The following is a 21,136-nucleotide window of genomic DNA, read 5'->3' as shown; positions in this document are numbered from 1 at the left end:
GGCACTAGTGCCGCAGTCCGGCCTCCTTCAGCAGCGGCATGACCTTCTCGCCGAAGTACTTGAGCTCCTCGTTGTAGTCGATGAGCCCGAAGATCATGCCCTCCATGCCGGCCTCGTTCAGCCTGCCCAGCTCCTCGGTGACCTGCTCGGGGGTACCGACGATCGGGTAGCCGCCCCAGCCCGCGATGAAGCGTTCCTGCATCGCCTTGACCGCGTGGTCGAAGGACTGGCTCGCACCGGATCCGGCGATCTTGATGACGTTGCCCGCGGCGCCCCAGTCGCCCTCGTCGACGACCTGCTGGAAGGCCCGCTTCGCCTCGGCCTCGGTGTCCCGGCAGACGACCAGGCCGTAGGTCATCGCGTGGATCGTGCGCTGGTACTCGGTGCGCGCCTTGTCCTTCAGCGCCGTGGTGTAGGCCTTGATGTTGTCGAGGGTGTCCAGCGAGGCGAAGTTGAAGTCGACGTTGCGCGCGGAGAACTCGATGCCCGACGGCGAGTTGCCCGCGTTGATCAGCGCGGGGCGGGGGCCCTGGTGGGGCTTGGGGTAGGCCTCGAGCAGCTCGGCGTCGAAGTACTTCGAGTGGATCGCGAAGGTGCCCTCCTCGGTCCAGAGCCGGTTCACGAAGTCCAGCCACTCCTGGCCGTAGGCGTAGCGCTCGTCGTGTTCGCGCTGCTCGGAGCCGAACATCTCCATCTCCGGCGGCACCCAGCCCATCACCATGTTGAGGGCGAACCGGCCGCCGGAGATGCGGTCGACCGTGGTCGCCTGCTTCGCGGCGACGATCGGGTGCATGGTCGGGAGGTGGCTGGTCGCGGCGACCGCGATCCGCTCGGTCGCCTCGGCGACCCCGGCGGCCCAGGTGTAGGTCTCGAAGCAGTTGCCGTTGAAGTTCGTGGAGCCGCCGAAGCCCTTCCAGCGGGCGACGGGGACCAGGACGTCGAACCCGAGGCGGTCGGCGCGCTGGGCGATCTCCTTGGTGTGCTCCCAGGTGATCTCGAAACCCGACGGCGCGTGGCTCATGATCAGCCCGTAGCTGGTGTTGGTGCCGAACAGGCCCAGCTTCATCTTCTGGTCGCCGAACAGCGGGTTGGTGGTGGTGCGGTCCGCGGCGGGTCGGGTCTCGCTCGCCGGGCGGGGGTCGGTGGGGGCGAGGCCGAGGCGCTCGTTGGCCGTGACGGTCATGGGTCCTCCAGGGCAAGGCAGGGCTGGGCAGGGGAGCGAGCGGCGCGTTCGCTCACCAGGTGTGAGCGAACGCGCCGCTCGCCGGGAAGAGGGGGTGGGGACTAGCCGAGCTGGAAGGGGTCTCGCGTGCCGCCGGTCAGCTCCACGAAGACGGACTTGTTCTCGGTGTACTCGTTGACCGCGTCGACGCCGTTCTCGCGGCCGATGCCGCTGGCGCCGAAGCCGCCGAAGGGCATGTTGGGGGCGATCACCCGGTAGGCGTTGATCCAGATCGTGCCCGCGCGCAGCGTGTTCGCCACCCGGTGGGCGCGGTGCACGTCCTTGGTCCACACCGCCCCGGCCAGGCCGTAGGGGGTGTCGTTGGCCAGCTTGAGGGCCTCGTCCTCGTCGGTGAAGGTGTAGGCGGCCAGGACCGGGCCGAACACCTCCTCCCGGACGATCGTGTTCTCCGGGGTCACGTTCGTGACGACGGTGGGCCTGACGAACAGTCCGCCGCGCTCGGCGTCGGGCTCGCCGCCGCAGGCGAACGTCGCGCCCTCCGCGGCCGCGCCCTGCAGGTAGCCCAGCACCTTCTCGTACTGCGGCCGGTTGGCCACCGGACCCATCTCGGTGTCGGCCTCGGTGGGATCGCCGAGCACGATGGAGTTCGCCCGGGCGACGACCTTCTCGATCAGGGCGTCGTGGACGTCCGCGTGCACGATCAGCCGCGAGCCCGCCATGCACGTCTGGCCGGTGGCGGCGAACACGCCCGCGACCAGGCCGTTCGCGGCGGCGTCGAGGTCGGCGTCGGGGAACACGATCTGCGGGGACTTGCCGCCCAGCTCGAGGGTGACCCGGTTGTAGTTCGCCACGGCGGCCTGTGCGACCTTCGCGCCGGTCGCCGACGAGCCGGTGAACGCGACCTTGTCGACGCCCGGGTGGCCGGACAGCGCCTCACCGGTCGAGCGGTCCCAGCCGGTGACGACGTTGAGCACGCCCGCGGGCAGCCCGGCCTCGTGCAGGACCTCGGCGAAGGCCACGGTGGAGGCGGGCGCGTGCTCGCTCGGCTTGACGACCATCGTGCAGCCCGCCGCCAACGCCGGCGCCAGCTTGAACGTCAGCAGCAGCAGCGGCGAGTTCCAGGGCGTGATCGCCCCGACCACCCCGACCGGCTCGCGGGTGGTGTAGCCGAAGTAGTTCGGGTTCACCGGCGGGACGGTGCGGCCCTCGACCTTGTCGGCCAGGCCGGAGAAGTAGTAGTACCACTGCGGCAGGGCGTTGAGCTGGCCCAACATCTCGCGCAGCAGCTTGCCGGAGTCGTTGACCTCCAGGCGGGCCAGCCGCTCGGCGTTCGCGGCGATCGCGTCCCCGCACCGCCGCATGATCGCGGCGCGCGCGAAGCCGGTCATCGAGCCCCACTCGCCCTCGAAGGCGGCGCGGGCCGACGCGACGGCCTCGTCCACGTCCTCGGGCCCACCGTCGGCCAGCCGCGCCCAGGGCCTGCCGGTGTAGGGGTTCTGCGACTCGAAGGTGCGTCCGGAGCGGGCGTCCACGGACTTCCCGCCGATGAACAGCTTGAGCTCTTCCAGAGGAGTCGTCATCGACCTCTCCTGTCGTGGGTGTGGCACCGGACGCTAGGGGCTCCGAGTGTGCCCTCGCTATCCGCGCACGGCAGCCGCTGATCCGCTGAGTGCACGATCGCTTCCCCACCCCGGGTGACCCGCTTTAGTGTGCAGGGCGGAGACACGAGGAGGTGTCGACGTGGAGCCCCTCTCCCGCTACCCCGTGCTCGACACACGCAGCCTGGAGGAGGCGCGGGATGCGGTCACCCGCGTGTACCTCGACCACGAGCTGACCGCGCCGCAGGACCGCCTCGCGATGACCCTCAACGCGACCACGGACCGCCTGTTCACCCTCGGCTACCTGACCTACCAGTCCGCGGCGACCCTCGTCATGCCGCCGACCGAGGACAACTACCACATCAACCTCACGGTGCGGGGGAGCACGGCCGCCGACCGCACGGACGGCGAGCGCCGCACCACCCGCGCGCGGGCCAGTGGGATCGTGCTCCGTCCGGACCAGCGCAACACCGTCCGCTGGTCGCCGGACGCCGAGCAGCTGATCCTCAAGATCCCGCGACTGACCCTGGAGACCCACCTGAGCGAGCAGCTCAACCGGCCGGTGCACGACGTCGTGGACTTCGACTTCGGCATCGACCTCACCACGGCGGCCGGCCGGACCCTCCTGTCCTCGGTCGAGTTCTTCGTCCGCGAGCTGGACCGCCCCGGCGGGCTCGCGGAGATGCCGATCGCCCGCGAGCAGCTCGAGGCGTTCGTGATGACGCAGCTGCTGCACGTCGGCAACCACCGGTACCTCGACGAGCTGACCGCGCCCGCGGACCCGGTGCGCCGCGGTCGGCTCGGGCCGGTGCTGGACTACATGGAGCAGCACGCGGACGAGCCGATCACGCCGCAGGAGCTGGCGCGGGTGGGCTGCATGAGCGTCCGGACCCTGCACGCCACCTTCCAGCAGGAGCTGTCCGAGTCGCCGATGGGGCACCTGCGGCGGATCCGGCTCGACCACGTCCGCGCCGAGCTGCTGCGGTGCGACGCGGCCTCGACCCGGGTCACCGACGTCGCGCTGCGGTGGGGCTTCTTCCACCAGAGCCGCTTCGCGCAGCAGTACAAGGAGCGCTTCGGGGAGCTGCCCCGGGAGACCCTGCGGGAACGCTGACCCGCCGGCGTCAGGGGAGTGGCGCCGCCTCGGCGACGAGCGTGGCGCCGCGCTCGTAGTCCTCGTCCGCGTCGTGGGTGAGGACGCCGACGGTGCGGCCCGCGTCGTCGGCGTACCAGGCGGTGAAGGCGCCCCCGCCGTGGTCCACCACCCGGACGTGGGCGAACCCGTCGCCCCAGGCCGCGTACTTGAGGGTGCGGTCGCCGATCTCGGACCAGAAGCCGGGGACGGCGTCCCAGGCCGCGTCCCCGCCCGCGGCGACGGTGCCCGCGATCGCGCCCATGGTCTCCGCCTCGCCCCAGTGCTCGACCGCGAGCCTGCGACCGGCGGCGGCGTTGTGTGCGAACGCGACGTCCCCGGCCGCGAACAGGTGCGGGACCGACGCGCGCAGCTGCGCGTCGACGGCCACCCGGCCGTCCACCACCTCCGCCCCGGCGACCGCCGCGAGCGTGGCCTGCGGCTCGACCCCGGAGGCGAGCAGCACGAGGTCGGCCCCGATCGCCGTGCCGTCCGCCAGCCGGACCCCGTGCTCGACGGCGGCCACGTCCGCCTCCCCGCGCAGGACGACGCCGTCGGCCTCCAGCCAGCCGGCGACCCGCGCACCGACCTCGGGGCCGAGCCGGGTCTGCTGCGGGAACCGCTCGCGACCGACGAGGGTGACCGCCAGGCCCCGTGCCCGCAGCGACGCCGCCGCCTCGCAGCCGATGAACCCCGTGCCGACGACCACGGCGGACCGGGCGGCGGTCGCGGCGGACCGCAGCGCCACGGCGTCCGCGAGGGTGCGCAGGACGAGGGCGTCCGCGGCACCGGGCACGTCGAGCCGGCGCGGGCTGCTGCCGGTGGCGAGCACACAGTCCCCGTAGGTCACACGGTCGCCGGTCGACAGCGTCGCGGTGCGACCGCGCGCGTCGAGATCCGTGACCGTCTGCCCGAGCCGGAGGGTGATGCCCTGCTCCGGGTAGGTCATCGCCGGGGTCAGGAGCAGGCCGTCGGCGTCCTCGGGGTCGTCGGGGTCGTCGGGGCCGCGGAGGAAGTCCTTGGACAGCGGTGGGCGCAGGTAGGGCGGCACGTCGTCGTTCGAGACGAGCAGGACGGCACCACCGCCCCGATGGTCGCGGTAGGCGGTGGCGGCGGCGAGGGCGGCGGGTCCGCCGCCGATGACGAGCAGCTCGGCATGCATGTCCGGTGGCTACCCGGTGCGGACGGCGCCTACAGGTCGGGGTGGTGGGCGGCGGCGACGTCCGGGTGGGCGCGCAGCCGGGCCTTGAGCATGTTGTCGCCGAAGGTGCCCGAGATGGGGTTGTCCGGGTCCCGGGTGACGCCCGGGGCGTGCGCGGCGAGCGCGGGCGGCAGGGTGACGTGGGGGATCGTCGAGTCCAGCGCGGGGTTGAAGAAGAACGGGATCGACAGCCGCGTCTCGCCCTCGGGCGGGGAGACCACGCGGTGCACGGTCGCCTTGAGGTAGCCGTCGGTGGCGAACTCCAGCAGCTCGCCGATGTTCACCACGAACGCGCCGGGGAGCGCGGGGGCGTCCACCCAGCCCGCGGGGGTGTCCACCTGGAGGCCGCCCCTGCCCGGCTCGATCATGAGCAGGGTGAGCACCCCGGGGTCGGAGTGGGCGCCCACGCCCTGGCCGCGCTCCGCCCGGCCCGGGTAGCGCACGAGCTTGATCAGGGTGGACGGCCGGTCGCCGAACGCGGCGTCGAACAGGTCGGCAGGCCCACCCAGGGCGATCGCCCAGGCCCGCATCAACCGCTCGGCCACGGCGGTGCAGCGCCGCTCCCAGTCGGTGAAGACCCGGCGCAGGCCGGGCTGGGCGGCGGGCCAGAGGTTGGGACCCTCCAGACGCAGGTAGGCCGGGCCGCCCGCGACGGTCTCGCGCTCGGCCCCGAGGTCGATCTGCTCGCGCCAGTCCACCCGGCCGCGGGTGAGCTCGCCCCCGGTCCGGGTGTAGCCGCGGAACTGGGGGCTGCGCAGCATCTCCACGCTCTGCTTGTCCTCCAGCGGGAGGGCGAAGAACCGCTCGGCCTCGGCGAGGGCCGCGGCCACGACGTCGTCCGGGATGCCGTGGCCGACGAGGTACAGGAACCCGGTCTCGTGGGTGGCGGCGAGCAGGTCGGCGCGGAAGGCGGCGGCCTCCGCGGGGCCCGCGTCGAGCCGGGACAGGTCCAGGACGGGCAGGCTCACGGTTCCCCCCTCGGTCGTCGGACCGTGACCATAGGCCGTGTCTCCCGACCGAGGCCCCGCGAACGCGCCGAGGGCACCCCCGCGGTGCGGAGGTGCCCTCGTGGCGGACCGGGGTCAGAACCAGACTTTTCGGCCTCCCACCGCCCGGCCGGTGCTGCCCAGCACCAGGAAGACGATGCCGACGACCAGCAGGATCCCGCCCAGGTAGTAGAGCAGGGACAAGCCGGTGAGGAACCCGATGAGTAGCAGGACGAGTCCGAGGATGATCATTTGTGGCTCCACTTCGGTCGATGCTTGACCGGATGTACCCGAGACACGAGTAACCCAACCGTCGAGTGTGTCGACGCGCGCGCGCTGGGTACGCCCTCGTCATGACCCGTCACTTCACCACCACCGACTCCGGCGCCCCGGTCGAGAGCGACGAGCACTCGCTCACCGTCGGACCGGGCGGTCCGATCCTGCTGCAGGACAGCTACCTCATCGAGCAGATGGCGCAGTTCAACCGGGAGCGCATCCCGGAGCGGCAGCCGCACGCCAAGGGCAGCGGCGCCTTCGGGTCCTTCACCGTGACCGGGGACGTGAGTGCCTACACCAAGGCCTCGCTGTTCCAGCCCGGCGCGACCACCGACCTGGCGGTCCGGTTCTCCACCGTCGCGGGGGAGCGGGGCAGCCCCGACACCTGGCGCGACCCCCGCGGCTTCGCGGTGAAGTTCTACACCGACCAGGGCAACTACGACATGGTCGGCAACAACACCCCGGTGTTCTTCGTCAAGGACCCGATGAAGTTCCAGCACTTCATCCGCTCGCAGAAGCGGCGCGCCGACAACAACCTGCGCGACCACGACATGCAGTGGGACTTCTGGACGCTCTCGCCGGAGTCCGCGCACCAGGTCACCTGGCTGATGGGCGACCGCGGGATCCCGCGCACCTGGCGCCACATGAACGGATACACCAGCCACACCTACATGTGGATCAACGCCCAGGGCGAGGAGTTCTGGGTCAAGTACCACTTCAAGACCGACCAGGGCATGGAGTTCTTCACCCAGCACGAGGCCGACCAGATGGCCGCAGCGGACACCGACTACCACACCCGCGACCTCTTCGAGCACATCCGGGACGGCGAGTACCCGTCCTGGACGCTGTACGTGCAGGTCATGCCGTACGCGGACGCCGAGGACTACCGGTTCAACCCCTTCGACCTGACGAAGGTGTGGCCGCACGGCGACTACCCGCTGCAGGAGGTCGGGCGGATGACGCTCGACCGCAACCCCACCGACAACCACACCGAGATCGAGCAGCTCGCCTTCCAGCCGAACAACTTCGTGCCGGGCATCGGCCCGTCGCCGGACCGGATGCTGCTGGCGCGGCTGTTCTCCTACGCCGACGCCCACCGCTACCGGCTCGGCGGCAACTACCAGCAGATCCCGGTCAACGCGCCCGTCTGTCCCGTGCACTCCTACTCCAAGGACGGGGCGATGCGGGTGCAGAAGGTCTCCGACCCGGTGTACGCGCCCAACTCCTACGGCGGCCCGGCCGCGGACACCTCCCAGCACGTCCCGACCTGGCAGGCGGACGGCGCCATCATGCGCAGCGCCTATGTCGACCACGCCGAGGACGACGACTGGGGCCAGGCGGGCACCCTCGTCCGGGAGGTCCTGGACGACGCGGCCCGCGAGCGCCTGGTGGATAACGTCGTCGGGCACCTGCTCAACGCGGTCTCCGAGCCGATCCTCGAGCGGGCCTTCGAGTACTGGAAGAACATCGACAAGAGCATCGGGGACAAGATCGAGGCCGGGGTCCGGGCCAAGGCCTCGGAGACCGACCCGAAGGCCGCCGAGCAGGGCAACCCCGCCCGGGAGAGCATGCAGCGCAAGGCCTGACCCGCGGGTGGGCGCACCGCGTGACCGGGCACGCGGTGCGCCCGCCCAGGGCCGCGGCGGGGCTCGATAGGGTGGCCTGCGCACCGTCCGTCACCCCCGTGCGCAGTACGAAAGTGGCCCCAGGATGAGCGAGCTTGCGAGCGAATCATTGACACGGCGCCTGCGCGAAGCGCCGAGCCCGCGCAGCGGGGGAGAGCGATGAGCGAGCTGGCCGATCCCGAACTCGATCTCGACGCGTTGACCGAGGTCTACGCCCGGCACACGCCCGCCGACGGCGGGACGGCCGAGGGGGTGCCGCTGCGGGAGGTCGCCCGCGCCCACCGAGCCCTGGCCGCGCGCCGGATGGCCGGGGAGCCGCTCGTGCGGGTCGAGGGCCGGGTGGCCGAGCTGGTCACCGACGACATGCCCTTCCTCGTCGGTTCCATGCTCGCCGCGGTCGACCGGGCGGGTGGCACCGTGGTGCGGCTGCTGCACCCCATCGTCGTCGTGCGGCGGGACGCGGTGGGGGACCTGCTCGAGGTGCTCCCCGAGGCCGATCCCGCGCAGCCGCCGCCCGGGGCGCTGGCCGAGTCGTGGATCCGGCTCGAACTGGACGGGATCGCCGATCCCGAGGGCCTGGCCCACACGCTGCGGGAGACGCTGCACGACGTGCGGGAGGTCGTCGAGGACGGCGACCGGATGGAGCGGCGGGCGCTGTCGCTGGCGGACGAGCTCCCGCCGGGCGAGGTCGCTGACTTCCTGCGCTGGCTGGCGGACGACCACTACACGTTCCTCGGCTACCGGCACTACACGGCCGCGGGCGGCGTGCTGACCGCCGAGCCCGCGTCCGGTCTGGGGGTGCTGCGCGGTGACGCGCTGGGCTCGGGCGTGTTCGCTTCGGACCGGGGCTCGGAGCAGCTGATCCTCACCCGGGCGAGCATGCGCAGCCGGGTGCTGCGGGCGGTGCACCCCTACTTCGTGGGCCTGCGGACCTTCGCCCCGGACGGCACCCCGACCGGCGAGCACCGCTTCCTCGGCATGCTCACCGTCCCCGCGCTGTACGAGAGCGTGCTGGACATCCCGGTCGTCGCCGGGCGGGTGCTGGGGGCGATCCAGCGGGCCGGGTTCCCCGTGGAGTCCTTCTCCGGCCAGCAGATGTTGGAGATCCTCTCCGGGCTGCCGCGCGAGGAGCTGTTCAGCGCGAGCGAGGAGTACCTGCACGACATCGCCGTCGGGGTGCTCGGCCTGTCCGGGCGCCGCGCGGTGCGGCCGTTCCTGCGCTTCGACCCGCACCAGCGGTTCGTGTCCTGCCTGGTCTACCTGCCCCGGGACCGCTACACCACCACGAGCAGGCTGGCCATGGCCGCGGTGCTGCGCGAGCAGCTGCACGGGTCGGTCGTGGACTACACCGCGCGCGTCACAGAGGCCACGTACGCGTTGGTGCACTTCACGGTGCACACGGACGCGGAGCCTGCCCGGCCGGATCCCGAGGAGCTCACCGACGCGCTGACCGAGGCCGCCCGGACCTGGGACGACCGGCTCGTCGCGCGCCTGGGGCCGAAGGCGACCACGGTCCCGGGCCTGCTCGCGGGCATCCCGGACTCCTACAAGGCGGGGGTGTCCCCGGACCGCGCCGTCGAGGACCTGCGGCGGATCCTCGCCCTGCCCGAGCACGGCTTCGACGTGCGGCTCTACCCCGCGGGCGACGAGCGCAGGCTCACCCTCTACCTCGACGAGCCGGTCACCCTGACCCGGGTCCTGCCGATCCTGCAGCACCTCGGCGTCGAGGTCGTCGACGAGCACCCGTCGGAGTTCACCCGGCCCGACGGGCGCCGCTGCTGGCTCTACGACTTCGGCCTGCGGATCGTGGGCGACTCCGGGTACGCGGACGAGTCGCAGCTGGAGCTCGCCTTCTGCGCGGCGTTCCGGGCCACCTGGTCCGGCGAGGCCGAGGCGGACCGCTTCTCCGCGCTCGTCCTGCGGGCCGGGCTGCACTGGCGGGAGGCGGCCGTCCTGCGGGCCTACGCGCGCTACGCCCGGCAGGTCGGCAGCACGTTCGGGGTGAACTACATGGCGGAGACGCTGTGCAGCCAGCCCGCCGTCGCCCGTGGGCTGGTGCGGCTGTTCCGTGCCCGCTTCGACCCCGCGGCCGCGGAACGGGCGAAGGACACCGACGAGGCGTTGGCCGAGGTCACGGCCCTGATCGACGAGGTCACCGGGCTCGACGCCGACCGCATCCTGCGCGGCTACCTCGCCATGATCATCGCGACGCTGCGCACCAACTGGTTCCGCGACCGCCCCTTCCTCTCGCTGAAGATCGACCCGACCGCGGTGCCGGACATGCCCGCGCCGCGGCCGCGGTTCGAGATCTTCGTGTACTCGCCGCGGGTCGAGGGCGTGCACCTGCGCTTCGGGCCGGTCGCCCGCGGCGGGCTGCGCTGGTCGGACCGCCCGCAGGACTTCCGCACCGAGATCCTGGGCCTGGTCAAGGCGCAGGCGGTGAAGAACGCGGTGATCGTGCCCGTCGGCGCGAAGGGCGGGTTCGTGGTGCGGACGGCCGCGCCGGACCCGGCCGAGGTCGAGGCCTGCTACCGGACGTTCGTCTCCGGGCTGCTGGACGTCACCGACAACCTGGTCGACGGCCGCACCGTGCCGCCGGAGAACGTCGTGCGCCACGACGGGGACGACTCGTACCTGGTCGTCGCCGCCGACAAGGGCACGGCCCGGTTCTCCGACGTCGCGAACGACGTCGCCGCCTCGTACGGGTTCTGGCTGGGGGACGCGTTCGCCTCCGGCGGGTCGGTCGGCTACGACCACAAGGCCATGGGCATCACCGCCCGCGGCGCGTGGGAGTCGGTGAAGCGGCACTTCCTCGAGCTCGGGGTGGACACCCAGACCCGGGACTTCACCGTGGTCGGGGTCGGGGACATGTCCGGGGACGTCTTCGGCAACGGGATGCTCCTCTCGGAGCACATCCGCCTCGTCGCGGCGTTCGACCACCGCCACGTGTTCGTGGACCCGACACCGGACGCGGCGGTCGGGTTCGCGGAGCGGGCGCGGATGTTCGCGTTGCCGCGCTCGTCCTGGGACGACTACTCCCGGGCGCTGATCTCGCCCGGCGGCGGGGTGTGGCCGCGGACGGCGAAGTCGGTGCCCGTGGGCCCGGAGATGCGGGCGGCGCTCGGGATCCCCGACCACGTCACGGCGCTGAGCCCGCCCGAGCTGATCCACACGATCCTGCTCGCCCCCGCCGACCTGCTGTGGAACGGCGGCATCGGGACCTACGTCAAGGCCTCCACCGAGACCCATGCGGACGCGGGCGACAAGGCCAACGACGCCATCCGCGTCGACGGGCGGGAGCTGCGGGTCCGGGTCGTCGGAGAGGGCGGCAACCTGGGCCTGACCCAGAAGGGGCGCATCGAGTTCGCCCGCTCCGGGGGGCGCGTCAACACCGACGCCATCGACAACTCCGCGGGCGTGGACTGCTCCGACCACGAGGTCAACATCAAGATCCTGCTGGACCGCACGGTCGCGGCGGGCGCGCTGGAGCCCGCGGCCCGCAACGCGCTGCTGGCCGAGATGACCGACGAGGTCGCGGACCTCGTGCTGGCGGACAACGTCGACCAGAACTCCGTGCTCGGGGTGGCGCGCAGCCACGCCCCGGAGATGGCCAACGTGCACGCGCGGCTGGTCGCCGACCTGGAGGAGCGCACCGGGCTGGACCGCGCGCTCGAGGTGCTGCCGACCGCGGCCGGGTTCGCCGCGCTCGAGGAGGCCGGGCAGGGGCTGACCGGGCCGGAGCTGTCGACGCTGATCGCGCACGTCAAGCTCGACCTCACCCACCGGCTGCTGGACACCGACCTGCCGGACGTCGCCGCGTTCGCGGCGCGCCTGCCGGAGTACTTCCCGCACCCGCTGCGGCAGCGCTTCCCGCACCCGCTGCGGCAGCGCTTCCCGGCCGAGGTCCGCGAGCACCCGCTGCGCCGGGAGATCCTCGCGACGATGCTCGTCAACGAGATGGTCGACGGCGCCGGGATCACCTACGCGTTCCGGCTGGCCGAGGAGACGGCGGCCGGGCCCGCCGACGCGGTGCGCGCCTACGCCGTCGTGACGGACGTGTACGGGCTGCCGGGCCGCTGGCGGGAGATGCGGGAGGCGCCGGTCGAGGTGGCGGTGTCCGACCGGATGATCCTGGAGTCGCGGCGGCTGCTGGACCGGGCGTCTCGGTGGTTCCTCGGCAACCGGCCCCAGCCGCTGGCCGTCGGCGCGGAGACCGCGCGGTTCGGGGCGCAGGTGCGGGAGCTGCGGGACCGGCTGACCGAGCTGCTGGCCGGCCGCGAGGCCGAGGCCGTGCGGGCGCACGCCGCCCGCCTCGTCGCCGAGGGCGTGCCGGAGTGGCTGGCCGTGCGCGCGGCCACGCAGATCCCGGCCTACGCGCTGCTCGACGTCGTGGACCTCGTCGAGCTCTCCGAACGGGACGGCGAGCCCCGCTCGCCGGAGGAGGTCGCGCGGGTGTACTTCGCGCTCAGCGACCACCTGGGCGTGGACATCGCGCAGAACTCGGTCAACGCGCTGCCCCGCGGGGACCGCTGGCACCAGCTCGCCCGGCTGGCGCTGCGGGACGACCTCTACGGCTCGCTGCGCGCGATCACCCTCGACGCGCTGCGCGTCGCGGACCCGGGGACCCCGGTGGCCGAGACGATCGCGCAGTGGGAGAAGGCGAACGCGTCGCGGCTGCTGCGGGCCCGGACCGCGCTGCAGGAGATCGCCTCCGCCCCGGAGCTCGACCTGGCGACGCTGTCGGTGGTGTCGCGGCAGCTGCGCAGCCTCGCGCGATGAGTTTCCCGGCTCCGGGGAGTCGGTGAGGACATGGCGACCTTCCTGCTGATCCCCGGTGCCGGCGGCGAACCCTGGTTCTTCCACCGCGTCGAGCCCGAGCTGCGCGCGCGGGGGCACGATCCGGTCGCGGTGGACCTGCCTGCGGACGACGAGTCCCTCGACTGGCCGGACTACGTGGCGCTGGCGCTGAAGGCGTTGGGGGACAGGCCGTCTCCGGTCGTCGTCGCGCAGTCCATGGGGGCGTTCACCGGCGCCCTGATCGCCGCGGAGATCCCCGTGCGGCACCTCGTGCTGCTCAACCCGATGATCCCCGCGCCCGGGGAGACCGCCGGACAGTGGTGGGAGGCGGTCGGGCAGGAGCAGGCCCGGCGCGAGGCCGGCTACGAGGGCTTCGACATGGAGCGGGACTTCCTGCACGACATCCCGGACTTCCTGCGCGCCGACCTGCTCGCGGGCGGACGGCCGCAGTCCGACCGGTCCTTCGCCGCGCCGTACCCGCTGCGCGCCTGGCCGGACGTGCCCACCACGGTGGTCGCCGCGGCGGACGACCGGCTGTTCCCGCTCGCCCTGCAGAAGCGGGTCGCGCGGGAGCGGCTCGGCCTCGGCGTCGTCGAGGTCCCGGGCGGTCACCTCAACGCGCTGTCCTACCCGGCGGAGGTGGCCGCCGCCCTGGCCGCGGTGGTCTGACAGGCTGTGCGGCGTGCCTTGCTTCGTCGCGCAGGTCCCGCTGCGGTGGACCGACCAGGACTCCTACCGGCACGTGAACCACGCGCGCGCGGTCACGCTCCTGGAGGAGGCGCGCATCGACCTGATGTTCACCGGGTCCGGCCTGCCGAGCTTCGCCGAGGGGCTGCTGGTGGCGGGCCTCGCGGTGGAGTACCGACGGCAGATCCCCTACCGGGCGGGAACGCTGCGGGTCGCCATGACCGTGCGGGACGTGCGGGCGGCCTCCTTCACGATCGACTACCTGCTGCACGAGGGACCGGACGCGGACGATCCCGTGGCGATCACGGCCGAGACCCGCATGGCGCTCTACGACCTGGCCGCCGGGCGGCCCCGTCGGGTCTCCGCCGCCGAACGGGAGTACCTGCTGCGCTGGGCCGCGGAGCCCGCCATCGGAGCGGAGCGGGTGTCGTGACGCTCCGGTTCGCCGACCCGTCCGCCCGGGCGGACCTCGGCGCGTTCACCGCGCGGCTGGTGCGGCTGGACGCCACGGCGGCCGTCCGGCTCCGGGCGGCCCGCGGCCGCGTCACGGCCTGGGCGGAGACCCCGTTCGAGACCCTGGCCACCCGGTCGGTCGACGCGGTGCTGGACGCCGCCGAGCTCACCGTGCTCGGGTCGGCGCTGCTCACGGCGCTGGAGATCGAACGCTCCGCGGAGGTCGACCTCGGCGCGGGCGGCGCCCCGTGGCTCGGTGAGCTCCCGCCGGACGACGGCTGGGTGCGCATCGAGGACGTGCCCGCCGGTGAGCTCGAGGCCCTGACCGACCGCGGGTTGACCCTCGCCCGCGAACACGGCGGCCCGCTCGGCCCGCCCGCCTCCCTGCTGGACCAGACCGTGCTCAAGGTGTCCGGGAACGTCCCCGGCACGGTCACGGTGCCCATGCGCGCCCTGTTCGCCCTGTCGGGCATGGGATTCCTCGGCGGCGCCGACACCGGCGCGGACGGCACGGGCGTGGTCCGGGTCTCGGCGACCGGCAGCTGGCTGCGCCTGGACGCGAGGTTCGGCGCCGTGGTGCGGCGCCGGGTCATGAGCCTGCCCCTCCTGACCTGATCTTGCGAGTCCCTCGTTCCGGACACGCCAGTCGGACGGGTCGGTCAGCGGGCGTAGGCGCGGCGGAAGGCGGCGACGGCCGCCCGGGTGCGCAGGGTGGGGGCCTCGTCGTCGAACAGGGCCCGGTCCAGTGGTGGGCCCAGGACGAGGAAGGCGAAGTGCTCGGCGGCGGCCACCGGATCGTCGATGCGCAGGCCGGGATGGGTGGGGAGGTGCTCGGCGAGGGTGCGGAGCACCAGACCGGGCGCGCGGTCGTAGTACTCGCGGGCGAGCTCCGGGAAGCGGCGGCTCTCACCGATCAGCAGGCGGCGCAGCGGGATCACCCGCTCGCTGAGCACCGACGCGACCAGCCGTTCCGCGATCCCTTCGAGGTCGTCGGTCGCGACGTCCGCCGCGAGCTGCGCGGAGAAGCGCTCTGCGATCGCGATCGCCTGGTCGACCACGGCGCGGAACAGGGCCTCCTTCGAGGCGTAGATGTTGTAGACGGTCCGTTTGGACACCCCCGCCTCGGCGGCGATCACGTCCACGTTGGCGCCGACGTACCCGTGCTCGACGAAGTGGCCGTGTGCCGCGGTCAGGATGAGCGCGCGTGAGCGGGTGATGCGCGGATCCTCGACGGTTGACACCTGCTGCACTCTAGCGTGTACTTCTGCACCGTTGAGTGCATGATCTGGGGGTCTGATGGGTCGCGAGGGATTCGACGCCGGCGCCGCGGTCACGCGGTCACTGCTCGGCTGGGGTGTGGTCGCAGGCCCCTTCTACCTGGTGTTCGGCCTGGTCCTCGCGCTGACCCGGACCGGGTTCGACCTGGCGAGGCACCCGCTCAGCGCACTGCTGCTCGGGCCCGGCGGGTGGCTGCAGGCGGTGAACCTCATCCTCACCGGGATCATGGTCGCCGCGGCGGCGGTCGGGTTCGGCCGGGCACCGTGGGGGCGGGTCGGTCGGACCGCCGGGGTCCTGCTCGGTGGGTACGCGCTCTGCCTGGTGCTCAGCGCGGTCTTCCCGCCCGACCCGGTGAACGGGTTCCCGCCCGGCGCGGCCCCGCAGGCGTCGACGAGCGGGATCCTGCATCTCGCGTTCGGGGCGGTCGGGTTCCTCGCGCTCGCGGCGTCCGCGCTGGTCGTGGCTGCAGCGTTGCCCGGTGCGGCGTTCTCGCGGGTGGCCGGGGTGGTCGTCGTGCTCGGGTTCGTCGGCGGGGCGGCGCTGTCGCCGGGCGGCGCGGGGATCGCGCTGCTGTGGATCGCGGTGGTCGTCGGCTGGGTGTGGTTGGCGGTGGCGTCCGTGCAGGCCTACCGGGTCGTGCCGCACCCCGAGCTGCACCGCCGCGCCGCGGCCTGACGACTCGGCGGCCACCGGCGGACTCGCGTGGTCGGGGTGGGGGACTCGCGGCGGGGTGCGGTCAGGCGAGCCAGGCGGCGGTGTCCGGGGGGAGGTCGCCGCAGTCGGTCAGGGGACCGCTGGTGAGCAGGACGTCACCCGGGGGGAGGGGGACCGGGCGGGTTCCCGCGTTCAGGGCGCAGACCAGGGTGGTGCCGACGCGGCGGAAGGCCAGGCAGCCGTCCGGAGCGCCGAACCACTCCACCCGGTCGCCCCGGAAGGCCGGGTGCCGTTGGCGCAGCTCCAGGGCCTGCCGGTAGAGCGACAGGGTGGAGTCGGGGTCCTCCAGCTGGTCGGCGGCGGTCAGCGCGCCGTAGGACTCCGGCATGGGCAGCCAGGGCTCGCCGCTGGTGAAGCCGTACCCCGGGCCCTTGCCCTCCCACGGCAACGGGACGCGACAGCCCTCCCGCCCGCCCGGCTCGCGGGCGACCGCCGCGGGGAGCTCGACGTCCGGCAGGCCGAGCTCCTCGCCGTTGTACAGATAGGCGGTGCCGGGGAGCGCGAGGGCGATCAGGGCCATCGCCCGGGCCCGCTCCAGGCTCCCGTAGCGGGTGGGCGGGCGCGGGTTGTCGTGGTTCGCGATCGTCCACACCGCGGGGGCGCTGCCCGCCGCGAGCAGGGTGCGGTCGATGCAGGCCCGGATCTCCTCGGCGTCGAAGGGGCAGTGCAGCAGGCCGAAGTGGAAGGCGAGGTGCAGCTCGTCCGGGCGCACGTACGCCGACCAGCGCGCGTCGTCTCGCACCGTGACCTCGCCGATCGCCATCCGCCCCGGGTACTGGTCGAGGACGCCGCGGATGGCCCGGTGGACCTCGTGCACGCCGTCCTGGTCGAACCGGGGGTCCGGGGTGTCCTGCTCCAGGACGGTCCAGCCGGGCTGGCGGGGGTCGTCCGGCAGGCCGTCGGCCTTGGCGAGCCCGTGCGCGACGTCGATGCGGACGCCGTCGACACCCCGGTCGCACCAGAACCGCAGCGTCTTCTCCAGGTCCTCGCGGACCTCCGGGTTGGCCCAGTTGAGGTCCGGCTGGCCGGGGGTGAACAGGTGCAGGTAGTACTCGGGGTCCTCCGGCGCGACCCGGGTCCAGGCGGGCCCGCCGAACACGCTCTGCCAGTTGTTCGGTTCGCGGCGGAAGTGATAGCGGGCGCGCTCGGGGCTCCCCGGCGCCGCGGACACGGCCGCCCGGAACCACTCGTGCTGGTCGGAGGTGTGGTTGGGCACCAGGTCGATGACCACGCGCAGGCCGTGGGCGCGGGCGTCGGCGAGCAGGCCGTCGAAGTCGTCCAGGGTGCCGAACAGGGGGTCGACGTCTCGGGGGTCGCTCACGTCGTAGCCGTGGTCGACCCCCGGCGACGGGTAGACGGGGGAGAGCCAGAGCGCGTCGACGCCGAGCAGCTCCAGGTACCCCAGCCGGGACCGGACACCCGCCAGGTCACCGACGCCGTCGCCGTCCGAGTCCGCGAAGCTGCGGACGTACACCTGGTAGACGACGGCCTCCGCCCACCAGTCAGCACGCACGGTTGTCCATCGTAGGTCAGAACGGCGAGTTCACCATGCTCGCCGCCGCATACTCCAGGTACTGCCAGAGCTGAGCGCGGTGCGGCTCGTCCAGATCCGCCTCGTCCACGGCGACGCGCATGCAGCGCAGCCAGGCCGCCTGCTCCAGCGGGCCGACCTTGAACGGGGCGTGCCGCATCCGCAGCCGCGGGTGTCCGCGCTGGTCGGAGTAGGTGCGCGGGCCGCCCCAGTACTGCTCCAGGAACATCCGCAGCCGGTCCTCGGCCGGGCCGAGATCCTCCTCCGGGTACAGCGGCCGCAGGATCTCGTCCTCGGCCACCTGCTCGTAGAAGCGGTGGACGATCTGGTGGAAGACCTTCTCGCCACCCACCTCGGCGTAGAAGTTCTGCGGAGAGCTCACGGTCCCATCCTCCCCGACACCGGAGCGGGGCGCGGCACGTGCTCCTCGTCGAAGGCGTCCGTGATCGCGGCGTTGAGGGCGCGCTGCACGCCGAACTGCTTGCCCGGCGCGACCTTCACGGTGATCCGCAGCGTGACGCCCTCCGCGCTCACCTTCTCGATCCCGAGCACCTCCGGGTCCTCCAGGACGTCCGCCGCGATCTCGGGGTCCTGGACCCGCTCGCGGGCGATCCGGCCCGCCAGCTCGGTCGCCTGGGCCATGTCGGCCTGGTGGGCCAGCGGCAGGTCGACGACGGCCACGGCGTACCCCTGCGACTTGTTGCCGACGCGCAGGATCTCGCCGTTGCGGACGTACCAGACCGTGCCCTGGTGATCGCGCAGCGTGGTGATCCGCAGCCCCACGGCCTCGACGACGCCGCTCGCCTCACCGGTGTCCACGATGTCCCCGACGCCGTACTGGTCCTCCAGCAGCATGAACATGCCGGACAGGAAGTCCTTTACCAGGTTCTGGGCGCCGAAGCCGACCGCGACGCCCACGATCCCGGCGCTGGCCAGGATCGGCGCGAGGTTCACCCCGAACTCGGCGAGCACCATGATCGCCGCGACGAGCAGGACGACGGCCGAGACGATCGACCGCAGCACCGAGCCGATCGTCTTGGCCCGCTGCTCGCGGCGCGCGGACAGCTGGGCGCTGGGCCGCAGCCGTTTCGGGGCGCGTCCGAGCAGCCGGGAGACCCGGCCGGTCCCCGCGCCGTCCACGACCCGGTGGATGGTGCGGTGCAGCAGCCAGCGCACGAACAGCGCGATCACGACGATCAGCAGGATGCGCAGGCCGCCGCCGATCAGCGCGTCCGCGGAGTCGGCGAGGAAGTCGACGTGGGTCCAGGACCAGAGGCGGGCACACCAGGACCCCGCCTCCGCGGCACAGGCCGGTGCCTCGGGGGCGATCACACTCACTGCTCGTCCTCGCTTCGCTCGGCCGGCCCAGGGGGATTCGGCTGAGCGCGCAGACGCTGTGCCGATGATTCGCTCGCACGCTCGCTCATGGTCAGCTCCAGTCCGGTGTGGTGGGCCAGGAAGGCCAGGGTGTCCACGGACAGCGCGACGGTGCGCGAGATCGAGCGGGCCCCGTGCCCGACGTCGGACTCCCGACGCAGCAGGACGGGCCCGCCCGTGGTGGCGTGCTGCAGCGCCGCACACATCTTGCGCGCGTGCAGCGGGTCGACCCGGGTGTCGGAGTCGAAGACCGTGAAGAGGGTCGGCGGGTAGGCGGTCCCCTCGTGCACGTGGTGGTAGGGCGAGTAGCCGAGCAGCCAGCCGAACTCGACGGGGTCGTCGGCCGTGCCGTACTCGTCGTTCCAGGTGCGGCCCAGCGAGAACCGCTCGTACCGGACCATGTCCAGCAGCGGCGCCGAGCACGCGACGGCGGCGTAGAGCTCCGGGCGCTGGGTGAGCGCCGCGCCGACCAGCAGCCCGCCGTTCGACCCGCCCTGGATGGCGATGCGCGAGGCCGTGCCGTCGGCGAGCAGGGTCGTGCAGGCGGCGTGGAGGTCGTCGAACACGTTCTGCTTGTGCGCCCGGTTGCCCGCCAGGTGCCAGGCCTCGCCCTCCTCGCTGCCGCCGCGCAGCCCGACCAGCACGTAGGCGCCGCCCGCGGCGACCCAGGCCAGGGCGGACGACGTGTAGGCGGGCTCGCGGGCGAGCGCGAAGCCGCCGTACCCGGTCACCAGGGTGGGGAAGGGCCCGTCGGAGTCCGGGGTGACCGTGAACATCCGTACGGTCGTGCCGTCCGCCGAGGTGAACTCGCGCAGCTCCGAGCGCACCGCGGGGAGCTCGACCTGGCCGGGCGCGGTGGACTCCAGCACGGTCCGTCCCCGCTCGTAGCGGTGCACCTGCGGGGGCGTGACGAGGTCGGTCCAGCCGATCCAGACCTTCCCGCCCTCCTGCGGGGTGTCCCGGTCCGCGACGGTCAGCCCGGTGAGGGACCCGGTGCCGGGCAACGGGATCTCTCCGGTGGGCGTGCCGTCGAGCGCGTGCAGGGTCAGCTCGGCGACGGCGTGGCGGGAACGGGCCAGCACGAGGGTGCCGGGTTCGAGGTACCGGACGCCCTGCAGGACCGAGCCGGGATCCTCGGGGACGAGCTCGCGCCAGTGCTCCCGTTGCGGCGCCGCCGGGTCCGCCACGGCCAGCCGCCCGCGCGGGGCGCCGTCGGTGGTGTGGACGTAGAGCCTGGCGTCGCGTTCGACCCAGCAGGTGGCCTGGACGTCGTCGGCCTGGGTGAGGACGGGGACGAGCGGGCCGCCGACCTCGCCGACCCAGACGGAGTCGCGGCGCGCGGTGCCGACGTTCGCCGACACGACGAGCCAGCGCCCGTCTCGCGAGACGCGCACGCCGTAGTAGGTGTGGTCCGTGTAGAGCCCCGGGGCCTCCACCAGCACGTCCTCGGCGGAGCCGACCCGGTGACGCCAGACGCGGCGGTGGAAGTCCTCCTCGCCCGGGGGCATCTCGCCCGGGGCGACCTTGCGGACGTAGAAGAACTCCTCCCCGCCGGGCAGCCACGCGACCGACGAGTACCGGCACCGGTCGATGGGGCCCTCGACGATCTCGCCGCTCGCGACGTCCAGCACGAAGAGCACCGACTGCTCGTCCCCGCCGTGGCTGACCTGGTAGGCGACCTTCGCGCCCTCCAGGTCCGGCACCCAGGTGTCCAGCGTGGTGCGGCCGCCTGCGTCCCAGGCGATGGGGTCCAGCAGCGGGCGCTCGGAGCCGTCGGCCTCCCGGACGTACACCACGGCGAAGTCCTGGCCGGGGGCACGGCGGCTGAAGAAGGCCCGGCCCGCGCGCCACAGCGGCACGGAGACCGACCCGGCGGACAGGTAGCCGCGCAGCCGGTCGGCGAGGGCGGCGCGCCCGGGCAGGGCGTCCAGGGCGGTGCGCGCCAGCTCGTCCTGGGCGGCCGACCAGGCCTTCGTGCGCGGGTCCTCGGGGTCCTCCAGCCACCGGTACGGGTCGGCGACGGGGTGGCCGTGCAGCTCCTCGACGAGGTCGAGCCGCTCGGCGGGTGGGGAGGACGTGCTCACGCCGCGCGACGTTAGGCCGTGTCCCGTGGATCACCGCCACCGGGCCCGGTGATCCACGCCGCTCTCGGTGAGGCGCCGGGCCGCCCTCGTACCGTGCGTATTCGGGTGGTCCGGCCACACCGCCGAGGGCGGCGTGGGCGCCGGTGATCCACGGGACACGGCCTGGCCCCGCCCCGGGGTCGTGAGTGGTGAGTGGTGCTCTGGCACCACTTAC

At 73.2% G+C, this 21,136-nt stretch carries 17 protein-coding genes; 7 read left to right on the top strand and 10 right to left on the bottom strand.

Annotated features, from left to right (window positions below; genetic code table 11):
• Positions 1–4 precede the first annotated feature (4 nt).
• Both BLS43_RS20845 and BLS43_RS20840 read right to left on the bottom strand, forming a co-directional pair.
• Entirely contained in the window at positions 5–1,183 is a 1,179-nt protein-coding gene (locus BLS43_RS20845) for an LLM class flavin-dependent oxidoreductase (protein ID WP_093087681.1), read from the bottom strand.
• 101 nt (positions 1,184–1,284) lie between these two features.
• On the bottom strand, positions 1,285–2,763 hold the full coding sequence (locus BLS43_RS20840) for an aldehyde dehydrogenase (protein WP_093087679.1): 1,479 nt from the start codon (positions 2,761–2,763) through the stop codon (positions 1,285–1,287).
• Between the two features lie 160 nt (positions 2,764–2,923).
• Between BLS43_RS20840 and BLS43_RS20835 the strand changes: the two genes are divergently transcribed.
• On the top strand, positions 2,924–3,895 hold the full coding sequence (locus BLS43_RS20835) for an AraC family transcriptional regulator (protein WP_245707632.1): 972 nt from the start codon (positions 2,924–2,926) through the stop codon (positions 3,893–3,895).
• Between the two features lie 10 nt (positions 3,896–3,905).
• On the opposite strand, the gene BLS43_RS20830 is transcribed toward BLS43_RS20835, so the two are convergent.
• The 3 genes from BLS43_RS20830 to BLS43_RS30135 form a co-directional block, all read right to left on the bottom strand.
• Positions 3,906–5,075 carry an NAD(P)/FAD-dependent oxidoreductase gene (locus BLS43_RS20830; protein WP_093087673.1) on the bottom strand — a complete coding sequence of 390 codons (1,170 nt, stop codon included), beginning with the start codon at positions 5,073–5,075 and terminating at the stop codon, positions 3,906–3,908.
• A 29-nt stretch (positions 5,076–5,104) separates the two neighbouring features.
• The gene (locus BLS43_RS20825) at positions 5,105–6,082 is read right to left on the bottom strand and encodes an isopenicillin N synthase family dioxygenase (RefSeq protein ID WP_093087671.1); all 978 of its coding nucleotides are present in this window, start codon (positions 6,080–6,082) and stop codon (positions 5,105–5,107) included.
• Between the two features lie 114 nt (positions 6,083–6,196).
• The gene (locus BLS43_RS30135) at positions 6,197–6,352 is read right to left on the bottom strand and encodes a hypothetical protein (RefSeq protein ID WP_093087668.1); all 156 of its coding nucleotides are present in this window, start codon (positions 6,350–6,352) and stop codon (positions 6,197–6,199) included.
• A gap of 101 nt (positions 6,353–6,453) precedes the next feature.
• Between BLS43_RS30135 and BLS43_RS20815 the strand changes: the two genes are divergently transcribed.
• The 5 genes from BLS43_RS20815 to BLS43_RS20795 all read left to right on the top strand — a co-directional run bounded on the left by BLS43_RS20815 (position 6,454) and on the right by BLS43_RS20795 (position 14,553).
• Positions 6,454–7,962, top strand: coding sequence for a catalase (locus BLS43_RS20815; protein WP_093087665.1), 1,509 nt, complete (start codon positions 6,454–6,456; stop codon positions 7,960–7,962).
• A 198-nt stretch (positions 7,963–8,160) separates the two neighbouring features.
• Positions 8,161–12,780, top strand: a complete 4,620-nt coding sequence (locus tag BLS43_RS20810) for an NAD-glutamate dehydrogenase (protein ID WP_093087662.1) — start codon at positions 8,161–8,163, stop codon at positions 12,778–12,780.
• A 30-nt stretch (positions 12,781–12,810) separates the two neighbouring features.
• Positions 12,811–13,467: an alpha/beta hydrolase gene (locus BLS43_RS20805; protein WP_093087660.1), complete on the top strand. Its 657-nt coding sequence runs from the start codon at positions 12,811–12,813 to the stop codon at positions 13,465–13,467.
• 13 nt (positions 13,468–13,480) lie between these two features.
• Positions 13,481–13,918 carry an acyl-CoA thioesterase gene (locus BLS43_RS20800; protein ID WP_093087657.1) on the top strand — a complete coding sequence of 146 codons (438 nt, stop codon included), beginning with the start codon at positions 13,481–13,483 and terminating at the stop codon, positions 13,916–13,918.
• Positions 13,915–14,553, top strand: a complete 639-nt coding sequence (locus tag BLS43_RS20795) for a DUF8185 domain-containing protein (protein ID WP_093087655.1) — start codon at positions 13,915–13,917, stop codon at positions 14,551–14,553. Before BLS43_RS20800 ends, BLS43_RS20795 begins: the two co-directional genes overlap by 4 nt.
• Before the next feature lie 44 nt (positions 14,554–14,597).
• Here BLS43_RS20795 and BLS43_RS20790 read toward each other — a convergent pair whose 3' ends face one another.
• Positions 14,598–15,179, bottom strand: coding sequence for a TetR/AcrR family transcriptional regulator (locus tag BLS43_RS20790; RefSeq protein WP_218129920.1), 582 nt, complete (start codon positions 15,177–15,179; stop codon positions 14,598–14,600).
• 55 nt (positions 15,180–15,234) lie between these two features.
• Here BLS43_RS20790 and BLS43_RS20785 point away from each other — a divergent pair, with 55 nt between their 5' ends.
• Positions 15,235–15,891 carry a DUF998 domain-containing protein gene (locus BLS43_RS20785; RefSeq protein ID WP_093087649.1) on the top strand — a complete coding sequence of 219 codons (657 nt, stop codon included), beginning with the start codon at positions 15,235–15,237 and terminating at the stop codon, positions 15,889–15,891.
• Between the two features lie 61 nt (positions 15,892–15,952).
• Here the strand turns inward: BLS43_RS20785 and BLS43_RS20780 are convergent, their stop codons facing one another.
• The 4 genes from BLS43_RS20780 to BLS43_RS20765 are packed head-to-tail and all read right to left on the bottom strand — an operon-like array spanning position 15,953 to position 20,922.
• On the bottom strand, positions 15,953–17,443 hold the full coding sequence (locus BLS43_RS20780; protein WP_093087646.1) for a glycoside hydrolase family 13 protein: 1,491 nt from the start codon (positions 17,441–17,443) through the stop codon (positions 15,953–15,955).
• Positions 17,444–17,459: 16 nt separating this feature from the next.
• Entirely contained in the window at positions 17,460–17,843 is a 384-nt protein-coding gene (locus tag BLS43_RS20775; RefSeq protein WP_093087643.1) for a globin, read from the bottom strand.
• Positions 17,840–18,799, bottom strand: coding sequence for a mechanosensitive ion channel family protein (locus tag BLS43_RS20770; RefSeq protein ID WP_093087640.1), 960 nt, complete (start codon positions 18,797–18,799; stop codon positions 17,840–17,842). The genes BLS43_RS20775 and BLS43_RS20770 overlap by 4 nt, the downstream gene beginning before the upstream one ends.
• Positions 18,796–20,922, bottom strand: a complete 2,127-nt coding sequence (locus BLS43_RS20765; RefSeq protein ID WP_093087637.1) for a prolyl oligopeptidase family serine peptidase — start codon at positions 20,920–20,922, stop codon at positions 18,796–18,798. The genes BLS43_RS20770 and BLS43_RS20765 overlap by 4 nt, the downstream gene beginning before the upstream one ends.
• Positions 20,923–21,136 lie beyond the last annotated feature (214 nt).

It is taken from the genome of Pseudonocardia oroxyli, assembly GCF_900102195.1.
In the GTDB taxonomy this organism is placed as follows: Bacteria; Actinomycetota; Actinomycetes; order Mycobacteriales; family Pseudonocardiaceae; genus Pseudonocardia; species Pseudonocardia oroxyli.
The sequence above is the reverse complement of the archived record's forward strand: the minus strand, read 5'-3'. Positions and strand labels throughout refer to the sequence as shown.

Coding starts and splice junctions, on each gene's coding strand:
- BLS43_RS20845 (WP_093087681.1), bottom strand. CDS start 1,183: ATGACCGTCACGGCCAACGAGCGCCTCGGCCTCGCCCCCACCGACCCC.
- BLS43_RS20840 (WP_093087679.1), bottom strand. CDS start 2,763: ATGACGACTCCTCTGGAAGAGCTCAAGCTGTTCATCGGCGGGAAGTCC.
- BLS43_RS20830 (WP_093087673.1), bottom strand. CDS start 5,075: ATGCATGCCGAGCTGCTCGTCATCGGCGGCGGACCCGCCGCCCTCGCC.
- BLS43_RS30135 (WP_093087668.1), bottom strand. CDS start 6,352: ATGATCATCCTCGGACTCGTCCTGCTACTCATCGGGTTCCTCACCGGC.
- BLS43_RS20815 (WP_093087665.1), top strand. CDS start 6,454: ATGACCCGTCACTTCACCACCACCGACTCCGGCGCCCCGGTCGAGAGC.
- BLS43_RS20810 (WP_093087662.1), top strand. CDS start 8,161: ATGAGCGAGCTGGCCGATCCCGAACTCGATCTCGACGCGTTGACCGAG.
- BLS43_RS20805 (WP_093087660.1), top strand. CDS start 12,811: ATGGCGACCTTCCTGCTGATCCCCGGTGCCGGCGGCGAACCCTGGTTC.
- BLS43_RS20785 (WP_093087649.1), top strand. CDS start 15,235: ATGGGTCGCGAGGGATTCGACGCCGGCGCCGCGGTCACGCGGTCACTG.